The organism is Novosphingobium sp. FG137 (assembly GCF_057809735.1).
Map to the genome: position 1 here is coordinate 22,007 of NZ_JBMDKN010000007.1, position 16,404 is coordinate 38,410.

The 16,404-nt window shown below is 62.7% G+C and carries 18 protein-coding genes and 1 tRNA gene; 7 read left to right on the top strand and 12 right to left on the bottom strand.

Features of this window, described 5'->3' with window-relative positions:
• Positions 1–68: 68 nt before the first annotated feature.
• The 3 genes from secF to yajC form a co-directional block, all read right to left on the bottom strand.
• Positions 69–1,046 carry a protein translocase subunit SecF gene (gene secF, locus ACODS2_RS18250; protein ID WP_489000099.1) on the bottom strand — a complete coding sequence of 326 codons (978 nt, stop codon included), beginning with the start codon at positions 1,044–1,046 and terminating at the stop codon, positions 69–71.
• A 13-nt stretch (positions 1,047–1,059) separates the two neighbouring features.
• Positions 1,060–2,667, bottom strand: a complete 1,608-nt coding sequence (gene secD / locus ACODS2_RS18255; RefSeq protein ID WP_298168288.1) for a protein translocase subunit SecD — start codon at positions 2,665–2,667, stop codon at positions 1,060–1,062.
• Between the two features lie 75 nt (positions 2,668–2,742).
• Positions 2,743–3,090, bottom strand: a complete 348-nt coding sequence (gene yajC, locus ACODS2_RS18260; protein WP_421838613.1) for a preprotein translocase subunit YajC — start codon at positions 3,088–3,090, stop codon at positions 2,743–2,745.
• A 225-nt stretch (positions 3,091–3,315) separates the two neighbouring features.
• On the opposite strand from yajC, the gene ACODS2_RS18265 reads away from it, so the two are divergent.
• Together ACODS2_RS18265 and ACODS2_RS18270 are read left to right on the top strand one after the other, a co-directional pair.
• Positions 3,316–3,392, top strand: a tRNA-Pro gene (locus ACODS2_RS18265).
• Positions 3,393–3,523: 131 nt separating this feature from the next.
• A complete protein-coding gene (locus ACODS2_RS18270; protein ID WP_489000100.1) occupies positions 3,524–3,742 on the top strand; it encodes a hypothetical protein in 219 nt (72 codons plus the stop codon).
• 522 nt (positions 3,743–4,264) lie between these two features.
• On the opposite strand, the gene ACODS2_RS18275 is transcribed toward ACODS2_RS18270, so the two are convergent.
• The 5 genes from ACODS2_RS18275 to ACODS2_RS18295 all read right to left on the bottom strand — a co-directional run bounded on the left by ACODS2_RS18275 (position 4,265) and on the right by ACODS2_RS18295 (position 6,493).
• Positions 4,265–4,486 carry a hypothetical protein gene (locus ACODS2_RS18275; RefSeq protein WP_489000101.1) on the bottom strand — a complete coding sequence of 74 codons (222 nt, stop codon included), beginning with the start codon at positions 4,484–4,486 and terminating at the stop codon, positions 4,265–4,267.
• A 5-nt stretch (positions 4,487–4,491) separates the two neighbouring features.
• Positions 4,492–4,707, bottom strand: a complete 216-nt coding sequence (locus tag ACODS2_RS18280) for a hypothetical protein (protein WP_489000102.1) — start codon at positions 4,705–4,707, stop codon at positions 4,492–4,494.
• A complete protein-coding gene (locus tag ACODS2_RS18285) occupies positions 4,700–5,116 on the bottom strand; it encodes a hypothetical protein (RefSeq protein ID WP_489000103.1) in 417 nt (138 codons plus the stop codon). Before ACODS2_RS18285 ends, ACODS2_RS18280 begins: the two co-directional genes overlap by 8 nt.
• Positions 5,117–5,209: 93 nt before the next feature.
• A complete protein-coding gene (locus ACODS2_RS18290; protein WP_489000104.1) occupies positions 5,210–5,689 on the bottom strand; it encodes a hypothetical protein in 480 nt (159 codons plus the stop codon).
• A 48-nt stretch (positions 5,690–5,737) separates the two neighbouring features.
• Positions 5,738–6,493 carry a hypothetical protein gene (locus ACODS2_RS18295; RefSeq protein WP_489000105.1) on the bottom strand — a complete coding sequence of 252 codons (756 nt, stop codon included), beginning with the start codon at positions 6,491–6,493 and terminating at the stop codon, positions 5,738–5,740.
• 360 nt (positions 6,494–6,853) lie between these two features.
• On the opposite strand from ACODS2_RS18295, the gene ACODS2_RS18300 reads away from it, so the two are divergent.
• A complete protein-coding gene (locus ACODS2_RS18300; RefSeq protein ID WP_489000106.1) occupies positions 6,854–7,552 on the top strand; it encodes a YfbU family protein in 699 nt (232 codons plus the stop codon).
• Between the two features lie 238 nt (positions 7,553–7,790).
• Here ACODS2_RS18300 and ACODS2_RS18305 read toward each other — a convergent pair whose 3' ends face one another.
• The 4 genes from ACODS2_RS18305 to ACODS2_RS18320 all read right to left on the bottom strand — a co-directional run bounded on the left by ACODS2_RS18305 (position 7,791) and on the right by ACODS2_RS18320 (position 12,032).
• Positions 7,791–9,242, bottom strand: a complete 1,452-nt coding sequence (locus ACODS2_RS18305; RefSeq protein ID WP_489000107.1) for a hypothetical protein — start codon at positions 9,240–9,242, stop codon at positions 7,791–7,793.
• A gap of 222 nt (positions 9,243–9,464) precedes the next feature.
• Entirely contained in the window at positions 9,465–9,698 is a 234-nt protein-coding gene (locus ACODS2_RS18310; protein WP_489000108.1) for a helix-turn-helix transcriptional regulator, read from the bottom strand.
• Positions 9,699–10,178: 480 nt separating this feature from the next.
• Positions 10,179–11,462 (bottom strand): tyrosine-type recombinase/integrase, encoded by a 1,284-nt coding sequence (locus ACODS2_RS18315; protein WP_489000109.1) that lies wholly within the window; start codon positions 11,460–11,462, stop codon positions 10,179–10,181.
• Positions 11,463–11,774: 312 nt separating this feature from the next.
• Positions 11,775–12,032 carry a hypothetical protein gene (locus ACODS2_RS18320; protein WP_489000110.1) on the bottom strand — a complete coding sequence of 86 codons (258 nt, stop codon included), beginning with the start codon at positions 12,030–12,032 and terminating at the stop codon, positions 11,775–11,777.
• 143 nt (positions 12,033–12,175) lie between these two features.
• Between ACODS2_RS18320 and ACODS2_RS18325 the strand changes: the two genes are divergently transcribed.
• Genes ACODS2_RS18325 through kdpB form a run of 4 tightly spaced genes read left to right on the top strand, consistent with a single transcriptional unit; the run spans position 12,176 to position 16,394 of the window.
• Complete coding sequence (locus ACODS2_RS18325) at positions 12,176–12,547, top strand: hypothetical protein (RefSeq protein WP_489000111.1); 372 nt, start codon at positions 12,176–12,178, stop codon at positions 12,545–12,547.
• Between the two features lie 11 nt (positions 12,548–12,558).
• Complete coding sequence (gene kdpF / locus ACODS2_RS18330) at positions 12,559–12,648, top strand: K(+)-transporting ATPase subunit F (protein ID WP_489000112.1); 90 nt, start codon at positions 12,559–12,561, stop codon at positions 12,646–12,648.
• 11 nt (positions 12,649–12,659) lie between these two features.
• A complete protein-coding gene (gene kdpA / locus ACODS2_RS18335) occupies positions 12,660–14,366 on the top strand; it encodes a potassium-transporting ATPase subunit KdpA (protein WP_489000113.1) in 1,707 nt (568 codons plus the stop codon).
• 30 nt (positions 14,367–14,396) lie between these two features.
• Positions 14,397–16,394: a potassium-transporting ATPase subunit KdpB gene (gene kdpB / locus ACODS2_RS18340; protein WP_489000266.1), complete on the top strand. Its 1,998-nt coding sequence runs from the start codon at positions 14,397–14,399 to the stop codon at positions 16,392–16,394.
• The last annotated feature ends 10 nt before the right edge of the window (positions 16,395–16,404 follow it).

Below are 16,404 nucleotides of genomic sequence, written 5' to 3' on the forward strand. Positions count from 1 at the left end.
GCGCCCGGTGCAACCGTCAACACCGCTCATCCTGAGCCTGTCGAAGGATGCTTACGCCTCGCCTGCGTTCAAGCCCTCTCGCGCGCCATCCGTTCCTGCTTGTCGAGCTGGCTCTCGGTCGGCACGAAGCTCTTCGAGGTGACCTTGAGCCAGATCAGGATAGGCGCAGCCATGTAGATCGAACTGTAGGTGCCGACGAAGATGCCCAGCGTGATCGCGGCGGTAAAGCCGAAGATCACCCCCGGACCCAGCAGCAGCAGCGCGGTCAGCGTAATCAGCATCGAAAGTGAGGTCGCCAGCGTGCGATGAAGCGTCTCGTTCACCGAGAGATCGAGCAGCTCTGGCATCGGCATCTTGCGGTATTTCTTGAGATTCTCGCGGATGCGGTCGTAGACCACGATCGTATCGTTGAGCGAGTAGCCGATCAGCGTCAGCAGCGCCGCCACGATCGTCAGATCGAACTCCAGCTGCGTCACCGCGAACAGGCCCAAAGTCAGCGTCACGTCGTGGACAAGGCTGAACAGCGCGCCCACACCGAACTGCCATTCGAACCGCAGCCAGATATAGGCCGCCACCGCCAGCGCCGCGAGGCCGAGCGACAGCACCGCGCTGTGCCACAACTCGCCCGAAACCTTGCCCGAAACCGAATCCACGCCGTCGACGCGCGCATCGGCGTGCTTGGCCTTGATATCGGCGGTAATCGTGCGCGCCATCTTGTCCGATAGGCCGCTGTCGTGGTCCGCGCCCTCGGGCAGCTTCATGCGGATCGAGATCTCGTTGGGCTTGCCATAGCGCTGGATGATCGGCTCGCCATAGCCCAGCGCCTCGATCTCGCCGCGCAGCGGCCCGACCGGTGCCTCCGCGCTCTCGGTGAAGGTCACGCGGATCATCTGCCCGCCAATGAAATCGACGCCGAGGTTGAGCCCCTTGGTGAACACGAGGCCGAGGCTCGCCGCCATCAGCAGCAGGCTGATCACGTAGAACGGCACGCGCCAGCGCAGGAACTTGATGTTCGTGTTGTCGGGAACGAGCTTGAGAAGTTTCATGGTTGCCAGTCCCTCAAAGCGCGATTTCGGTGGGCCGCGCCTTGCGCAGCCACTGCGCGACCCACATGCGGGTCATGGTCACCGCGGTGAACACCGAGGTCGCGATGCCTATCAGCAGCACGATGGCGAACCCGCGCACCGGGCCGGTGCCGAACGCGGCCATCGACATCGCTGCGATCACGTTGGTGATATTGGCGTCGAAGATCGCGCGGCTGGCTTCCTTGTAGCCCGTCTCGACCGCCTGGAACACGCGGCGGCCACGGTGCCGCTCCTCGCGGATGCGCTCGTTGATCAGCACGTTGGCGTCCACCGCCGCACCAATCGTGAGCACGAAACCGGCGATGCCCGGCAGGGTCAGCGTCGTGCCGATCAGCGCCATTATGCCCAGGATCATCAGCACGTTGAACACCAGCGCAATGCAGGCATACATGCCGAAGCGGCCATAGACGGCGAGGATGAAGGCCACCAGCGCCAGCGTGCCGACCGCCATAGCGATCATGCCCTTGCGGATCGAGTCCGCGCCGAGGTCTGGCCCAACGGTGCGCTCTTCCACCACCTTGAGGTCGACCGGCAATGCGCCCGAACGCAGCGAGATCGCGAGGTTGCTTGCCGCTTGCGTGGTGAAGCTGCCCGAAATCACCGCGCTGCCGCCAAGGATCGGCTCGTTGATATTGGGCGCGGAAAGCACCTTGCCATCGAGGATGATCGCGAAGGGCTTGTTGACGTTCTGCGTCGTCAGCTTGGCAAACCGCGCGCCGCCTTCGGTGTTGAAGGTGATCGCGACTTGCGGCTCGTTGGTCTGCTGGTTGTTGGTGACTTGTGCATTGGTCAGCTGATCACCGCGAATGCCGCCAAGGCGCTTGACCGCAATCGAGCCGACCGGCCCGCCGTCCTTGCCCGGCGCATAGGGCACGATCTCGCTGCCCGGAGGCGCGATGCCGCGCTGGATATCGCTCTGTAGCGCGGTCGTATCGACCAGCTTGAACTCGAGCTTGGCGGTCTGGCCAAGGAGGTTCTTGAGCGCCTGCGGATCCTGCAGGCCGGGCACTTGAACCACGATGCGGTTGGCACCCGAACGGATGATCGTCGGCTCGCGCGTGCCCAGTGCGTCGATGCGCTTGCGCACCACCTCGACCGCCGTTTCCATCGCCTGCGCGACCGCAAGATCGATGCCTTCCGCTGTCGGCGTCAGCACGAAGCGGTTGCCGTCGATAACCTCGATCTTCCAGTCGCGCGCGCCGGTCAGCCCCGCGCCATTGGTCAGCGGCAGGATCGCCTCGCGCACCGCATCGACCTTGGCGGGATCCTCGACGAGGAACGTCAGCGCGCCATCACGGTTGGAGATGTCGCTGATGCGGATGTCCGGGCTCGCCTGCTTCAGCTTGTTGCGGACCGATTCGTCCATGCCCTCAATGCGCTGCTGGCGCACCTGGCTGGGATCGGCCTCAAGCAGGATGTGGCTGCCACCGGCAAGATCGAGGCCCAGATTGACCTTGGGCGCATAGATGCCCGCAGGGATCGTGAACCCCATGACCGTGGCGATCGACGGGGCCGCGGCAAGCGCGGCCAGCAGCGTGATCGCCCAGAGCCAGATCACCTTCCAGCGCGGAAATTCAAGCATCGAGAGAAGTCTTCCTGAAGGGGGCCGCGCGCACATGGGGCCATTGGCCACCATATGGTGACACGGGCCGCAGCATCAATCGTTGGCGGGAGCAGACCCTGCGGGCGGAAGCACGTCGCCGATCGTCGCCCGCACCGCGCGAACGCGGACATTGGGGCCGAGTTCAAGATCGACCGTCTGGTCCTCGACCTTGATCACCTTGCCGATCAGGCCACCTGCGGTCACCACCTGATCGCCCTTCTTGAGCGCCGAGATCTTGACCTGCTGCTCCTTCTGCCGGCGCATCTGGGGGCGCAGGATCAGGAAGTAGAAGATCGCCGCCATCGCGACGAGCGGCAGAAACTGGAGGTACGCCGGCGGCTCGGCCGGAGTGGCGGCCGGCGCGGCGGCGGCGAGGATGGCAAGAAGAGCAGGACCGTTCATGGCAGGTCAGGAACTTTCGCAAGGGCTGGTCTGGCGCAGCGATACCCGGCAAGCAGCAAGCCGCAAGCCCGGTGAGGCCAGTATGGGCTGGCGCGCTAGCAGTTTGGCTTGGCTTAGGCAACTTTGCGCCCAAGCCGTTTCGCCCAATCAATTTGCGCGGCCACGATCAGTGATCAAGAAGCCTTGCCATCCACCCAGACCCTCCCTATAGGCCCGCCTTCCGGTCGGGACGTAGCGCAGCCTGGTAGCGCATCACACTGGGGGTGTGGGGGTCGGAGGTTCGAATCCTCTCGTCCCGACCAAAAATACCAAGCATTTTCAATGGGTTATGCGGGCAGCGAAAGCTGCCCGTTTTGCTGTGCGCGCGTCGTGTAAGAGACGTGTAAGAGTTGCGGGTGAATCGCCCTATAGGGTGAGAGCGAGGAGAAACGGCATGGCGAAGCATCTGTTGGACGAGTTTGAGGATAAGGCACGCGCTGGCGACGGGCAGTTCGCTATCGCCTACGCTCTGCTCCGCATGGCTGAGACGCACGAGAAGCTTCGCGGCGACCTGTGCTTCGGGCAAACAGCCACTTCCCCACCGGGCGTGCTTGAGAAAATCGGCATAGAGATGGCTGAACTGGCGTCTGCTGTTAAGAACCTCGAACCCTAACAGCAACGCCCCGCACCCTAAGGCACGAGGCGTTGCACAGCGTCAGGCAGGTAGGAATCCCCGTCCCCGCTGGTGGCCCCGATGTTATGAAGGCGAGGGGTCGGTGGCCTTAACCCTCATCGCGGGAGTCAAACTGGAAGCTCCCGCAACCTCTATCGAAATCTGTCTTCGTCTCCCCTGCATCCGTCCGTGCCCCAGCACAAGCGCAGGCGAAGCACGTCCTCTGAGAAGAACGGGCGGCGGCACTTCATGCACCGCTGCCAGCCAACCTTTCTGACCACGCGCGGCGGGTTAGCATCGGCATCCAGCACCGGCTCGCGGCGCACGCAACCGTCATAGTCCCATCGCTTCGGTATAATCATGCCCTGCCAGTCCACCCCCTCCCGCGCCGGGAAAGCGAAGGTGTCGCGCGGTGCGGCTGGTGGACGCGGGGCCGGTTTCACGACGACGAGCGGAGGCGCTGGTGCGGGTTGAGGCTGACTCTGCTGGTGCCGCCACGCTAGGAGCCACGCTGGCTCACCGTCACCGAGCATATGCCACCGCCCACACCCCGCTGGCCTCCCAAGCGCGCAGAGCATCCACCACGTCGAGGAATTCTGCGTCCAGCGTGCCCACGCCCACCGCCGCATATGCCCCGTCGACAAAGGCATCCCACGAACCGAACCATATCACGATGGGCGATGGTCGCGGCTTCCGACCCTTCTCCAACTTCGCCGTGCGGCGCTGGAGTGTTCGGAGCGACATTGTGGTCAGCCCTTCAGCTTGTCCGCCATCGCCCGAAACTCCGGGCTGTGAACGTCCATCGCGATCTGCACCCCCTCGATGGCGTGCTGCTCGTCCAGAACCTTGAAGTGATTGCGGAGCAGACCCTTGCGGTTGTCCTCGGCGTTCTGGGCCTCGATGCGCCGACGCTCCGCAACGGGAATGTCAGCATAGCCGTCCAACTCTGCGCTCTTGTCAGTCATGGTGGATCACCTTCAGTTGAGAGAGAATGTCGTAGCAGTCGGCCCGGACCTGCCAGTCGTCGCAGTCCCGCATCACGGTCGCAGCGGTTGTGACCACAACGGCGCGCATGGCTCCACGCTCCTGATCCGTCATACCAGCGACGGCATTGCAGATGGGCTTGAAGCGGCTCGGCTCGCGCATGTCGTCGCCATTGAAGGGAACGACATGGAGCGGGTGCGCCATCTTGTCGGCCATGCTGACCGCCCAATCCACCGCCGCCTGATAGTCGCTGATGGGTTCATAGCGCAGGTGGCGCAGCACGCGTGCGCCCGCGTCGTCGTATCCAACCCATGACACGCGCACGAACACATCGTCATCACCACGCGCATGGGCATGGACGCTGTTTCGTTCAGTCTGAATGATCGCCATGTCGGCCTCCGTCGGGGTATGGGGTCAATTGCGTGAAGGCCGGACGCACTCGGCCTTCTTGGACGCGGCGCACTTTTTGCCGCAAACGCACGATCACGACTGCTTCTCTTCGAGAGCGGCGATCCGGGCTTCGAGGGTCTCGGCAGCCTTGATCTGACTCAGGGCATTCACCGCCTCCAAAATCTGCCGACCGATGTCGGGCGACACTGCGCCGGAAGCGATTGCCGATATAATGGAAGCGGCCTGATCGCTGGCGGACGCGGTGTGGTCAAAGTCGAACTGGACGGTCTGCGCCTGCGATTTGAGCGCGGGCACGATGCGGGCGAGGATCAGCGAGGCGCTAGAACTGTCGCCCTCCATCGCCTTGGCAATGATGGCATCCAAAATCCCGTCCGCGTTCTCCAGCATCTTCTGGACCAGCTTGGATTGAGGACTGAGACCGGGAGGGCGGCCAGCCGGGTTTGGACTTTTCATTCCTTTTACCCAATTGGGGTTGCCAGCGACGACGGGGCCGCCGGGTCCGATCATCGGCTTCCAGCCCTCTTTCCACGGCGGCATTTCTGGCTCGGTCACGTTCGCCTCATTTGATGGAGCAGGTCGAAATCATTTCGGTCGAGTAGGTCAAACCGGAACGGCGAAGGGTTCGTTGGCAGCGCGCACGCGCTCCCGCACCTGTGCAGGGGTCCAAATCCGCACGACGATCTTCTCGCCGCGTCGGCCTTCCTCGGTCTGCTCGATGACACCGACCGCCTCGCGGTGCGCCTGCGTGAGCAGGTTATACCGCTCGTTGAGTATCTCCGCCGCCGCGCGCATCGCGCGGACCTTCTTCGCCTCGACGGGTTGCTGGGCGTTGTTCCAGTCGCGGAGGTATTCGGCGTGAAGCTCTTCCGACAGACCTGAGAGGTAGCTGGGCGCACCCAGCACGGCGGTTGCGGTTGTTTCGTCGCCCGCCTCGATTGCCTTGCGCAGCGCGCCCATCCGTTTGCCATCGTTTTCGAGGCTGGCGAAGTGCTGCCGGATTTCCGTCGCCATCGTGCGGGACGCTTTGCTCTCGACCGGCGCGTAGAGATCCTTCTCCATCGCCGTGATGTTGGCGTTCAGCGTGTCAGTGGTGCGCGACCACTTCGCATAAACCTTGTCCATCAGCTTGGTGGCATGATTGTCCACCGCGATGAGCTGGGCGAACTCGTTAAGAGTTGGATTGGTCGCTGCCGCCGCCTTGGCATCATGAATGCTTTTCAGCGCATTGAAGGCCTCACTGACCGCCGTCTCGGTCGTGCCAAGCAGCGGACGAGTATCGTCGTCGTAATCTGCAATCTCTCCCGCGATACCGGGATGAAGAGTTGGCGAAATACGGGTGTCAACTTCGTCGGACATTTGGGGCTCCTACTTTCGGATAAGAGATACACTGCCCTTACACCGTAGCGAGCCATGCTTTCGCTCCGCAATAGTTGCTCAATAAAAACAAACAGTTCCGCAGCATGTGTTGTTATCGGCGTTCAAACAGGGTGTTTGCTTGCCGGCGATTTGGGCGTGCTGACCACGCACGGGCGGGCCGATGTGGGGCGCGCTGGGGCACGGCACGGGGTTGCCGCTACCCCTGTTCGGGCCAGCACCGTTTCAGCGACCAGCGCGGCGGCTACCAGCCCTGCTAAGCATGACCACGCACAAGGGCTTGCCAAATCCAACAACCGGCGCCATATACGATGTTACGTACAACTATACGGAATAACGGATATGGCAACGGAACGATTTGAAATGAGGATCGACAGCGAATTGCTGGAGCGATTGGACCAATGGCGGATAAGCGAGGACGATGCTCCATCCCGGGCTGAGGCAGTTCGCCGTTTGATGGAAATGGCTCTCGAATCGGAGAGCAAATACCGACCGACGCATTTGAGCGACGGCGAGAAACTGATCGCTATGATGCTCAGGGACGTCATGAAGGGGCTGAACATCAAATCGGACCTGAATGTCGATCTGGTGGCAGAAGTAATTTACGGCGGGCACTACTGGGCGCTGGATTGGGAGATGCCGGGTATCTTCCATAGCCACAGGGATAAGCGCAGCCGCGTGTCGTTCGTCGTGGACGTGCTCGATATGTGGGACTTCTTGGAAGAGGCGCATGAGAAGCTGAACGACGAAGATAAGGAACGGCTCGCCATCGCGGCCGAGCCGTTCGGCAAGCACGTGACCTTCTCAGGCTTCGATGGGAACAACGAAAGTGAGCATATGGGAATCGCGATGTTCCTAATCCGCGACCTCAACCGTTTCAGCCGCTTCAAAGATCGCGATATGAATTCACACTTCCCGACGCTCGAAGGCTACGGGAAGATGTATCGCGCGTTCGAGCCAATCCGTAAGACGCTGGTCTTTGGAAAGGCTATGTCGGTGGAGCAGATGGCGACGGTGTTGAATGCGCGGCGGCACGCCTGAACGGATACGCGAGCCGCTTAACCCCCATTTCCCCTTTTACCCCCGGCCACCCTCTATATGTGCGGGACAGGGGTGAAAGAGGTGAAGAAATAGGGAGAGAGAAAAGAAAAGGGGGAAAAGGGTAAAAAGCTATTTTACAATAGCTTGCCTGCCAAACTCGCCGGGGGTGAAGTTCGTGGGCAAGGGGGAATAAGTGACGTCGCATGGCGTCAGGTCGAGCCACTTATCCCCCGTGCCACTATTCGTCGGTCTGCGGCGTCAAGCTATAGAGATTGCTCGGTCGTCCACCTGTGGCCAAGGTTTCAGAATAGATACGCGGTGGGGACTCTCGCTCCAGAAGTTCCATCGCGAGCTTCACGTCCTTCGCGAGCGGCCATGCTTTTTGGTATTTGTTCGTCACCTTGTCCGCCACTTCGCTATGCTTCACCTTCGACCCGCCCAGCGTGGCTATCGCCTGCACAATCTCGTCCTTGAGTCCTTTCAGTTTTAGAGCCTGTTCATTTTGCTCCCCGTTCGAGAAGACGAACAGCGTCGTGTCCTCCCAATACTGAACCCATGCCAACGCGGCGTCGAGATGGTCACGACCGACCACCGTCTGCCGGTTGAGTAGCGCGAGCAGCGCCGAGAAGATCAGCGTATAGGTGCTCTGGCGGGCGAGGAGTGAGGCTACGGCTGGCGGGTGCGCCTTCTCTTCAAGGGCGTAGTAAATCTCCGACCAGTATTCGAGCGCATCTGCATCCATCGAAATCTGCGTCTGCTTGCACGCCTCGTAGATTGCCCATGAAAGATGCTCCGCGAAGCCGTCCATCAGTTTCGGGTCGGTTGCCTTCGGCATCGGCACGATCTTATCGCGCGTCGAATAGAACATAGGGAAGCGGTTCGCGAGGCCGTTTGTTATGTCAGTGCTGGTAAGCGTCTTTACGATTTCCGTTTCAGGAACCGATCCAACGACAACGATATGGGTATCGGTAGCTTGGCAGAATGAAGTCTTAGTTGGCGTCACCAGCATGACACCATCGAAGGCATCGCGCAGAACGGTGCTGATAACCGCGCCCTCTTTTCGTGCCTGTGCCAGCACCCCCGCAAATTCACTGATGTCGCAGAACAGGCGTTTATCTGGCACACCGGGGTCAAGCTCCTTGCCATCGTCGGCGTAAACCGGATCACGAACCAGATAAATCAATCCTTCGCCTGTGGCCAATCCCGACAGTTTCCGAAGCGGCCAGCATCCGATGAGCAGGTTTTCGGTGAGTCGGAACAGCGCGTTTGGCATTTCCGCGCTGGTGCCTTTGCGGCCCTTAGCGGTTGGACCGACGATCAGCGCGTTCATGCGAAGATGCCGTTGTTGATCGCCGATCTGGATATAGGCGCTGCGACCGATAGTAGCGGCGAAGCGCGCTAGGATATGGATTGCGACGGTGGGCCGCACAGCTTCCGAATTGGCGCACGCCGCATCGACCATATCGCGCAGGACGCCGAACAGGGCCACGTTATGCAACTCAGGGCGGCTCAGCACATAATCGCTGAACTCCCCCTCGTCATCCTTACGGCCCGCCTTCTTGCGCTTCGGCTTGAGCAGATCATCAACGCCGCGCATACGCTCCATGCCAGATATGACGTTAGCCCACTCTTCTGACGACATAGGCAGGTCGCTACCCGGAACCGGGATCAACTCATTCAGATCAGCCATGATGAGCCTCCCTGCCGGTCGGGCTACCAGTCAATCTGCGCGCACCGCCATCCGCACTCGGCGAAAATTTAAGCGGCACTGAATTTGCCGGAAACGCACTGGCTTGCGGACCTCCGGCGGCCTGTCGTTTAATACACATGGTGGCTGGTCCTTGAGGACGAGGATTGGGGACTTTCGGATGAGGCGGTCGGGTGTGACGAGGCATCCGGCCGCTTTTCGCGACTACGCATCGCCGGGGTGGCTGACGGTCGCGGCACTGGTGCTGTCGAACTTGCGCGCGGCCTTCCACGCATCAATATCGGCGGGGTCGTATGCGACACCGGCACGCGGCGAACTGCCCAGCTTGATATAGCGCGGGCCTTTGCCCTTGCAGCGCCAGAACTTAAGCGTTCCGGGCGTGACGCCGATTAGCGCGGCGGCGGCTTCATTGTTCAGGACTTTGACCGATGCGGTCATGGCGGATAACTCCACAGCTTCCCCGCGCGGCACTCGACCGTCGATCAGGGTGGATTAAGCTGTGGTCATCAGCACCAGAGGAACACCCTCCGGCAAAATGTCCGTGTCCTGGGGCTTGCGCCTTACTCCCACGGCTGCGGGGACAGTAGATTTGAGTGCCCTGTCCCCGGCACTGCAAAGCATTGTTAGCACAAGCTAACAGGCCAATGTTGGATAAAATGCTGGGTCCGCTGTCCCGAACCGGGATCGCAATCGGGTCGCAAAGCGGCGTCGATTTTTTTCAATCTCTAAGCCGAGGTGGGGGCGATTTTGATAGGGTCGGCCTCTCGACCGATTTTGCCCGAAAAGTTCGATTCGACTGACCGAAACCGCCTCTCGGCTACAGGCCGGCTGGGGGCGCGATCGCCGCGCTGCCCTCCCTAACCCGGCGGCGCAGCGCGATCACCGCTGTAGCGGCGGCGCTGGGCACCCCGCCATGCGTCACGCGCGCTGGGGCAGCGCCACCACGTTCTCGCCGCTCGCCTTGGCAACCGCCAGCCGCGCTTCGCCCTCGATGTAGTCGCTGATCGCCTGCACCTCGGCGTAGTAATCCTTGAGGTCGGACGTTTCGAGATAATGCTTGGCGGTGATGCCCTGCGGCACATGGTTCGTCAGCAATTCCAGCTTGGCAAGGTCGAGGCGGCAGGCTTTCACGCCCAAGGTGACGAAGGTCCGGCGAAGGTCGTGCGCTGACAGCCGATCCATCCCGATGGCGGTGCTTACCTGATCGAGAGGTGCGCGGGTGTCCCTTACATGGCCCAGCTTACTCCGTGTCGGGAAGACATATGGGCTGGCATCGTGGTCATCGTCGGCAGGCTTCCGTGACCGGAGCAGCGCCACCGTCTGACTGCTGAGGGGGAGCCAGATGGGATTATTGTTCTTCGGGTTCGGCAGATACCACCAGCAGTCGGTCGGATCGTCGGACAGGTTCACTCGGTCCCATGTGAGCATCGCGCCCTCGTTCCGGCGAGCGCCCGTCAACAGGAGGAACACGACCAGATCAGCACCGGCACGCGCATCGTCATTCCGGGCGTTTTCCTGCGCCAGCGTGAGCGCATTCCAAGCCGCACCAATTTGGCGGCGGTCAATCTGGCGGGTGCGCTCCGTCGGTTCCTTGCCCAGCTCCTTCTTGAGGATTGCCGTGGGATTAGCCTCGATGATGGGCTTGCCGTTCGCCAGCACATATTCGTCCCGCGCGAAATTGACGAGCGTGCGCAAGGTAATCATCGACGCCTGCGCCTGCACGGGCGCTGGCCCCTTTCCGCGCAACCCCTTCGTCGCCATTTCGCTATAACGCTTCCGGCATTCCGCAGGAGTGATGCTGGCGATAGCGCGCTCTTGCCATGCCGCGAACACATGCGTCACGTGCCGATCCATTTCAGTGCGCGTGCTTTCCTTCAACATACCGGGCCGTGCGAAATATGCGTCCGCGACCTGGCGCAGCGTCACCTTCGCCGCCTCACTCTGCTTCCGCTCCTCAACCGGGTCTATTCCGTCCTCCAGCTTGTGCCTTATCTCGTCAGCGCGGCGGCGCGCGTCGTCCACAGTCCACGCCCCATAGGTGCCGATGGTGACGCGCCGCTCCTTGCCCTGTCCCCTCACCACACCCTGCACGATGAAGCTGGCAGCGCCCGACTTGGTGACGCGGAGGCCGAACCCCTTAATCCGCGTATCGACATAAATGACTGTCCCCGTGCCGGGTTTGGCGACCTTGTCGATATTCACTTTCGTAAGGTGGAGCTTGGGCATTGAAACCTCGTGTAAGACCAGTGTAAGAGCGCAGCGTAAACTTGCGCTAACTTACACTAGCTGCATAGCATCAACAAATGGCTAATTTGCAAGGGTTTATGCACCTGTCCCAACTTGCGCTAGCTTGCACTAACGCCCCGATTTTCAAACTGGGGGTGTGGGGGTCGGAGGTTCGAATCCTCTCGTCCCGACCAATGGACTACAGAGAATACAGGCACTTAAAACGGGCAGCCAAGGCTGCCCGTTTTCGTATGTGCGCCGCCCGTGGGAGCATCATGAGCGAACGGGCTACTTCAACAAGCTGTTCAAATGACTGATTGCAGCCTCGAAGCGGTCTTTTGTCTCATCTGACACCTTCGGCCAGAGCTTGGTGAAGTGCTCGGTAAAGTAGCGGGCCGGAAGGTAGGCGTTGGCGAGCACGGCGGGTTCGGGGCAGTTGCGCACGACTTGGAGCAGCGTATCCACCGCGATCTGCCGCACCTGCCAGCGGTCGTAGGCGGGCCATGTCGCAATGACAGGCGCATAGCGGTCGATGAGCGCGAACACGTCCTGATGCGGGCCGGGTGGCAGAGCGCGGCTGGGGTCCTCGATGGTCGCCCTTATGGATTCTTTACGCGGCGCATCCGACCTTGCTCTGGAAACTTAATGCCCGTTCGCCGCAACGCTGCACCGAACGAACGGAGCATGCCATGAACTTTCAGCCACTTGTCGCGCGGGATCATCCCTTGTCGCGCTGGATGGATTGCGGACTGCGCGCGGCGGGAGCCCTTGTTCTGGCGCTACTGGGGCTCGTCGCGACACGCGTGGGACGCGTGCCCGAGCAGCAGATGGCAAGCCCGGCCGGTTTCGGGTTCGCCACGCTCGCGGTCTTGCTGATCTGGACCGGGCTCGCCCTGCTGGTCGGCGGCGCGGAGTGGTTCCGTCCCCAAGCGATGCCTCCGCGCCCCCTGTTTCCCCCTTCGGAAAGCAAAGAACCTATGACCGACCTTCTCTGGATCGGCGTCCTTGCCGGTCTCACCCTGCTGACCACCGCATTTGTCGCGCTCTGCGAACGCGCCTGAGGATCGCCGCAATGCCTTTGCCCGAACTCGTCGCCGCGCTGACCGCGGCGGGACTGCTTGTCTATCTCGTGGTCGTGCTGCTGCGACCCGAGCGTTTCTGAAGGAACCGGCCATGACGACGTTTGCAGGCTGGCTCCTGATCTTCGGCTTCACCGCGCTAGTCGCACTGCTCGCCAAGCCTTTCGGGCTGTGGCTGCATGCCGTTTACGAAGGGCGGCGAACCGTGTTGCATCCCGTGCTCGGCCCGCTTGAGCACGGGTGCTACCGCTTGTCTGGCGTAGACCCGCAGCGCGAGCAGGGTTGGCGCGCCTACGCGCTCCACCTGCTCGCCTTCCAGGTGGTGACGGCCTTGTTCACATATGCCGTGCTGCGCCTTCAGGGCGTGCTTCCGCTAAATCCGCGCGCCTTGCCCGGGCTCGGCGCGGACGGCGCTTTCAACACCGCGATTGCCTTCGTCACCAACACAAACTGGCAATGGTATTCCGGCGAGGCGGCGCTTTCGAACCTCAGCCAGATGCTGGGGCTGACGATACACAACTTCCTTTCGGCAGCTACCGGCATCGCCGTGGCCTTTGCGCTGTTCCGCGGCTTTGCGCGCACTGAAACCCGCACTGTCGGCAACTTCTGGGCCGATCTCGTGCGCGTGACGCTCTACATCCTGCTGCCGGCGTGCATCCTCTATGCGGTGTTCCTCATCGCCAGCGGCGTGCCGCAGACTCTGGCGAGCACGGTCGACGCCGCGACCCTCGAAGGCGCGCGGCAGACTATCGTCGTGGGGCCGGTCGCGTCGCAGGAAGCCATCAAGATGCTCGGGACCAACGGCGGCGGCTTCTTCAATGCGAACTCCGCGCATCCCTTCGAAAATCCGAGTGCGCTGACCAATCTTGTCCAGATGCTGTCGATCTTCGTGCTGGGCGCGGGCCTCACCTGGTGCTTCGGCAAGGCGGTGGGAAACACGCGCCAAGGTTGGGCGGTGCTCGCGGCGATGCTGGCGCTGTTCCTTGCGGGTGCATCGATCGCCTATTGGCAGGAAGCCGTGGGCGGCCCGGTGCTCCACCACCTCGGCGTTGCCGGGGCCAACATGGAAGGCAAGGAAGTGCGCTTCGGCATCGCTGCCAGCGCGCTATTTGCAGCCGTCACCACCGCGGCATCCTGCGGGGCGGTCAACGCCATGCACGACAGTTTCACCGCGCTCGGCGGCCTCGTTCCGCTGTTTAACATCCAGCTTGGCGAAATCGTCATCGGCGGCGTTGGCTCGGGCATCTATGGTTTCCTGCTCTTCGCCCTGCTCGCGGTGTTCATTGCGGGCCTGATGGTGGGCCGCACGCCCGAGTACGTCGGCAAGAAGATCGAAGCGCGCGAGGTAAAGCTGGCGGTGCTGGCGATTGCCGTGCTCCCGCTGTGCATCCTCGGCTTCACCGCGATTGCCGCGGTGCTTCCCGCAGGCCTCGCCGGGCCGCTCAACAAGGGGCCGCACGGCTTCTCCGAGATCCTCTACGCCTTCACCTCGGCTACGGGCAACAATGGCTCGGCATTTGCGGGCCTCTCGGCGGGGACGCCGTTCTACAACGGCCTGCTCGGTGCGGCGATGTGGCTTGGCCGCTTCTTCGTCATCGTGCCGGTGCTGGCGATTGCCGGCAGCCTCGCAGCCAAGAAGCACACGCCCGCCAGCGCTGGCTCATTCCCCACCACCGGCCCGCTGTGGATCGCGCTGCTGATCGGCACGATCCTGCTGGTCGGCGGTCTCACCTTCCTGCCCAGCCTCGCGCTTGGCCCGGTCGCCGATCACGTGACCGGCCTTGCCGGCACGACCTACTGAGGACCAACCCCCGTGTCCCATCCCACATCGATGTTTTCGGCTGAACTTATAGCTCCGGCGCTCGGCGATTCCGTCCGCAAGCTCGCCCCGGCGCAACTTGTGCGCAATCCGGTGCTGTTCACCACCGCCGTGGTCGCGCTGCTACTCACCGTGCTGCTTGCCGTCGGCGATAGCGGGCTTTCGCTGGCGTTCCAGATCCAGCTGATCGTCTGGCTTTGGCTGACCGTGCTTTTCGGCACATTCGCCGAAGCGCTCGCCGAAGGACGCGGCCGGGCGCAGGCGGCCTCGCTGCGGGCCACCAAGTCCGATCTCGTCGCGCGGCTACCCGATGGCACCAGCGTTCCTGCAGCCCGGCTCAAGCGCGGCGACACCGTGCTGGTCGAGACCGGCGATCTCATCCCGGCCGACGGCGAAGTCATCGAAGGCGTCGCCAGCGTCAACGAAGCCGCGATCACCGGCGAAAGTGCGCCGGTGATCCGCGAGGCGGGCGGCGACCGCTCGGCCGTCACCGCTGGCACCCGCGTCATTTCCGACCGCATCGTCGTACGGGTGACGCAGGAACCGGGTCAGGGGTTCCTCGACCGCATGATCGCGCTCGTCGAAGGGGCGGAGCGGCAGAAGACTCCCAACGAGATCGCGCTGACGATCCTGTTGGTGGGCCTCACCATCATCTTCCTGATCGCGGTCACGACCATTCCGGCCTTCGCCGCCTTTGCCGGGGGACGCGTACCCGTCGCGATGCTGGCGGCACTGCTCATCACCCTGATCCCCACCACGATTGCCGCGCTGCTCTCCGCGATCGGGATCGCCGGGATGGACCGGCTGGTGCGCTTCAACGTGCTCGCAAAGTCGGGCCGTGCGGTGGAGGCGGCGGGCGATGTCGACGTGCTGCTGCTCGACAAGACCGGCACGATCACCATCGGCGACCGGCAGGCGTGCGAGTTCGCGCCGCTGCCCGGAGTGCATTCGGATGCCCTCGCCCAAGCCGCTTTGCTCGCAAGCCTTGCCGACGAGACGCCCGAAGGCCGCTCGATCGTCCGCTTGGCCCGCGATACCTTCGGTCTTGCCGAGATTGCCCTTCCCGCCGGCGCCGAGGTCATCCCGTTCACCGCGCAGACCCGTCTGTCCGGACTTCGGCTCGGTACGCGGCTGGTGCAGAAGGGCGCGGTCGATGCCGTGCTGAGCGCCAATCCGGCAGCGGCTGAAACGCCCGCCGGAGAGGCCCTGCGCCGCGCGTCCGACATGATCGCGCGGCAGGGGCAGACCCCGCTGGCGGTGGCCGATAGCGGTGAACTGCTCGGCGTCATTGCACTGAAGGACGTGATCAAGGCCGGGGTGCGCGAACGGTTCGGCGAATTGCGCCGCATGGGCATCCGCACCGTGATGATCACCGGCGACAATCCCTTGACCGCCGCAGCCATCGCGGCGGAGGCCGGTGTCGACGACTTTCTGGCCGAGGCCACCCCTGAGGACAAGCTCGCGCTCATCCGCAAGGAGCAGCAGGGCGGACGGCTGGTCGCGATGTGCGGTGATGGCACCAACGATGCGCCCGCGCTTGCGCAGGCCGATGTCGGCGTAGCCATGAACACCGGCACCCAGGCCGCGCGCGAGGCCGGCAACATGGTTGATCTCGATAGCGACCCGACCAAGCTGATCGAGATCGTCGGGCTCGGCAAGCAGCTGCTGATGACCCGCGGTGCGCTCACCACGTTCTCCGTCGCCAACGATGTCGCCAAGTATTTCGCGATCATCCCGGCCATCTTCGTCGCGCTCTACCCCGGTCTCGGCGTGCTCAACGTGATGGGTCTGGCGAGCCCGCAAAGCGCGATCCTCTCGGCGATCATGTTCAATGCGCTCATCATCCCGGCGCTGGTGCCGCTGGCGCTCAAGGGCGTGAAGTACACACCCATGGGCGCAGGCCCCCTGCTGGCGCGCAACCTTTCCATCTACGGCCTTGGCGGCCTCGTCGCGCCCTTTGCGGGCATCAAGCTGATCGATCTCGCCGTCGTGTCCTTCCATCTCGTCTGAGAGGTACTGG

Bases quoted from the DNA above. Each gene is read 5' to 3' on its own strand.
- kdpB (WP_489000266.1), top strand. From the start codon at position 14,397: ATGTTTTCGGCTGAACTTATAGCTCCGGCGCTCGGCGATTCCGTCCGC.
- secF (WP_489000099.1), bottom strand. From the start codon at position 1,046: ATGAAACTTCTCAAGCTCGTTCCCGACAACACGAACATCAAGTTCCTG.
- kdpF (WP_489000112.1), top strand. From the start codon at position 12,559: ATGCCTTTGCCCGAACTCGTCGCCGCGCTGACCGCGGCGGGACTGCTT.
- ACODS2_RS18270 (WP_489000100.1), top strand. From the start codon at position 3,524: ATGGCGAAGCATCTGTTGGACGAGTTTGAGGATAAGGCACGCGCTGGC.
- ACODS2_RS18285 (WP_489000103.1), bottom strand. From the start codon at position 5,116: ATGGCGATCATTCAGACTGAACGAAACAGCGTCCATGCCCATGCGCGT.
- kdpA (WP_489000113.1), top strand. From the start codon at position 12,660: ATGACGACGTTTGCAGGCTGGCTCCTGATCTTCGGCTTCACCGCGCTA.
- ACODS2_RS18300 (WP_489000106.1), top strand. From the start codon at position 6,854: ATGGCAACGGAACGATTTGAAATGAGGATCGACAGCGAATTGCTGGAG.
- ACODS2_RS18310 (WP_489000108.1), bottom strand. From the start codon at position 9,698: ATGACCGCATCGGTCAAAGTCCTGAACAATGAAGCCGCCGCCGCGCTA.
- ACODS2_RS18295 (WP_489000105.1), bottom strand. From the start codon at position 6,493: ATGTCCGACGAAGTTGACACCCGTATTTCGCCAACTCTTCATCCCGGT.
- ACODS2_RS18280 (WP_489000102.1), bottom strand. From the start codon at position 4,707: ATGACTGACAAGAGCGCAGAGTTGGACGGCTATGCTGACATTCCCGTT.
- yajC (WP_421838613.1), bottom strand. From the start codon at position 3,090: ATGAACGGTCCTGCTCTTCTTGCCATCCTCGCCGCCGCCGCGCCGGCC.
- ACODS2_RS18325 (WP_489000111.1), top strand. From the start codon at position 12,176: ATGAACTTTCAGCCACTTGTCGCGCGGGATCATCCCTTGTCGCGCTGG.
- ACODS2_RS18305 (WP_489000107.1), bottom strand. From the start codon at position 9,242: ATGGCTGATCTGAATGAGTTGATCCCGGTTCCGGGTAGCGACCTGCCT.
- secD (WP_298168288.1), bottom strand. From the start codon at position 2,667: ATGCTTGAATTTCCGCGCTGGAAGGTGATCTGGCTCTGGGCGATCACG.
- ACODS2_RS18275 (WP_489000101.1), bottom strand. From the start codon at position 4,486: ATGTCGCTCCGAACACTCCAGCGCCGCACGGCGAAGTTGGAGAAGGGT.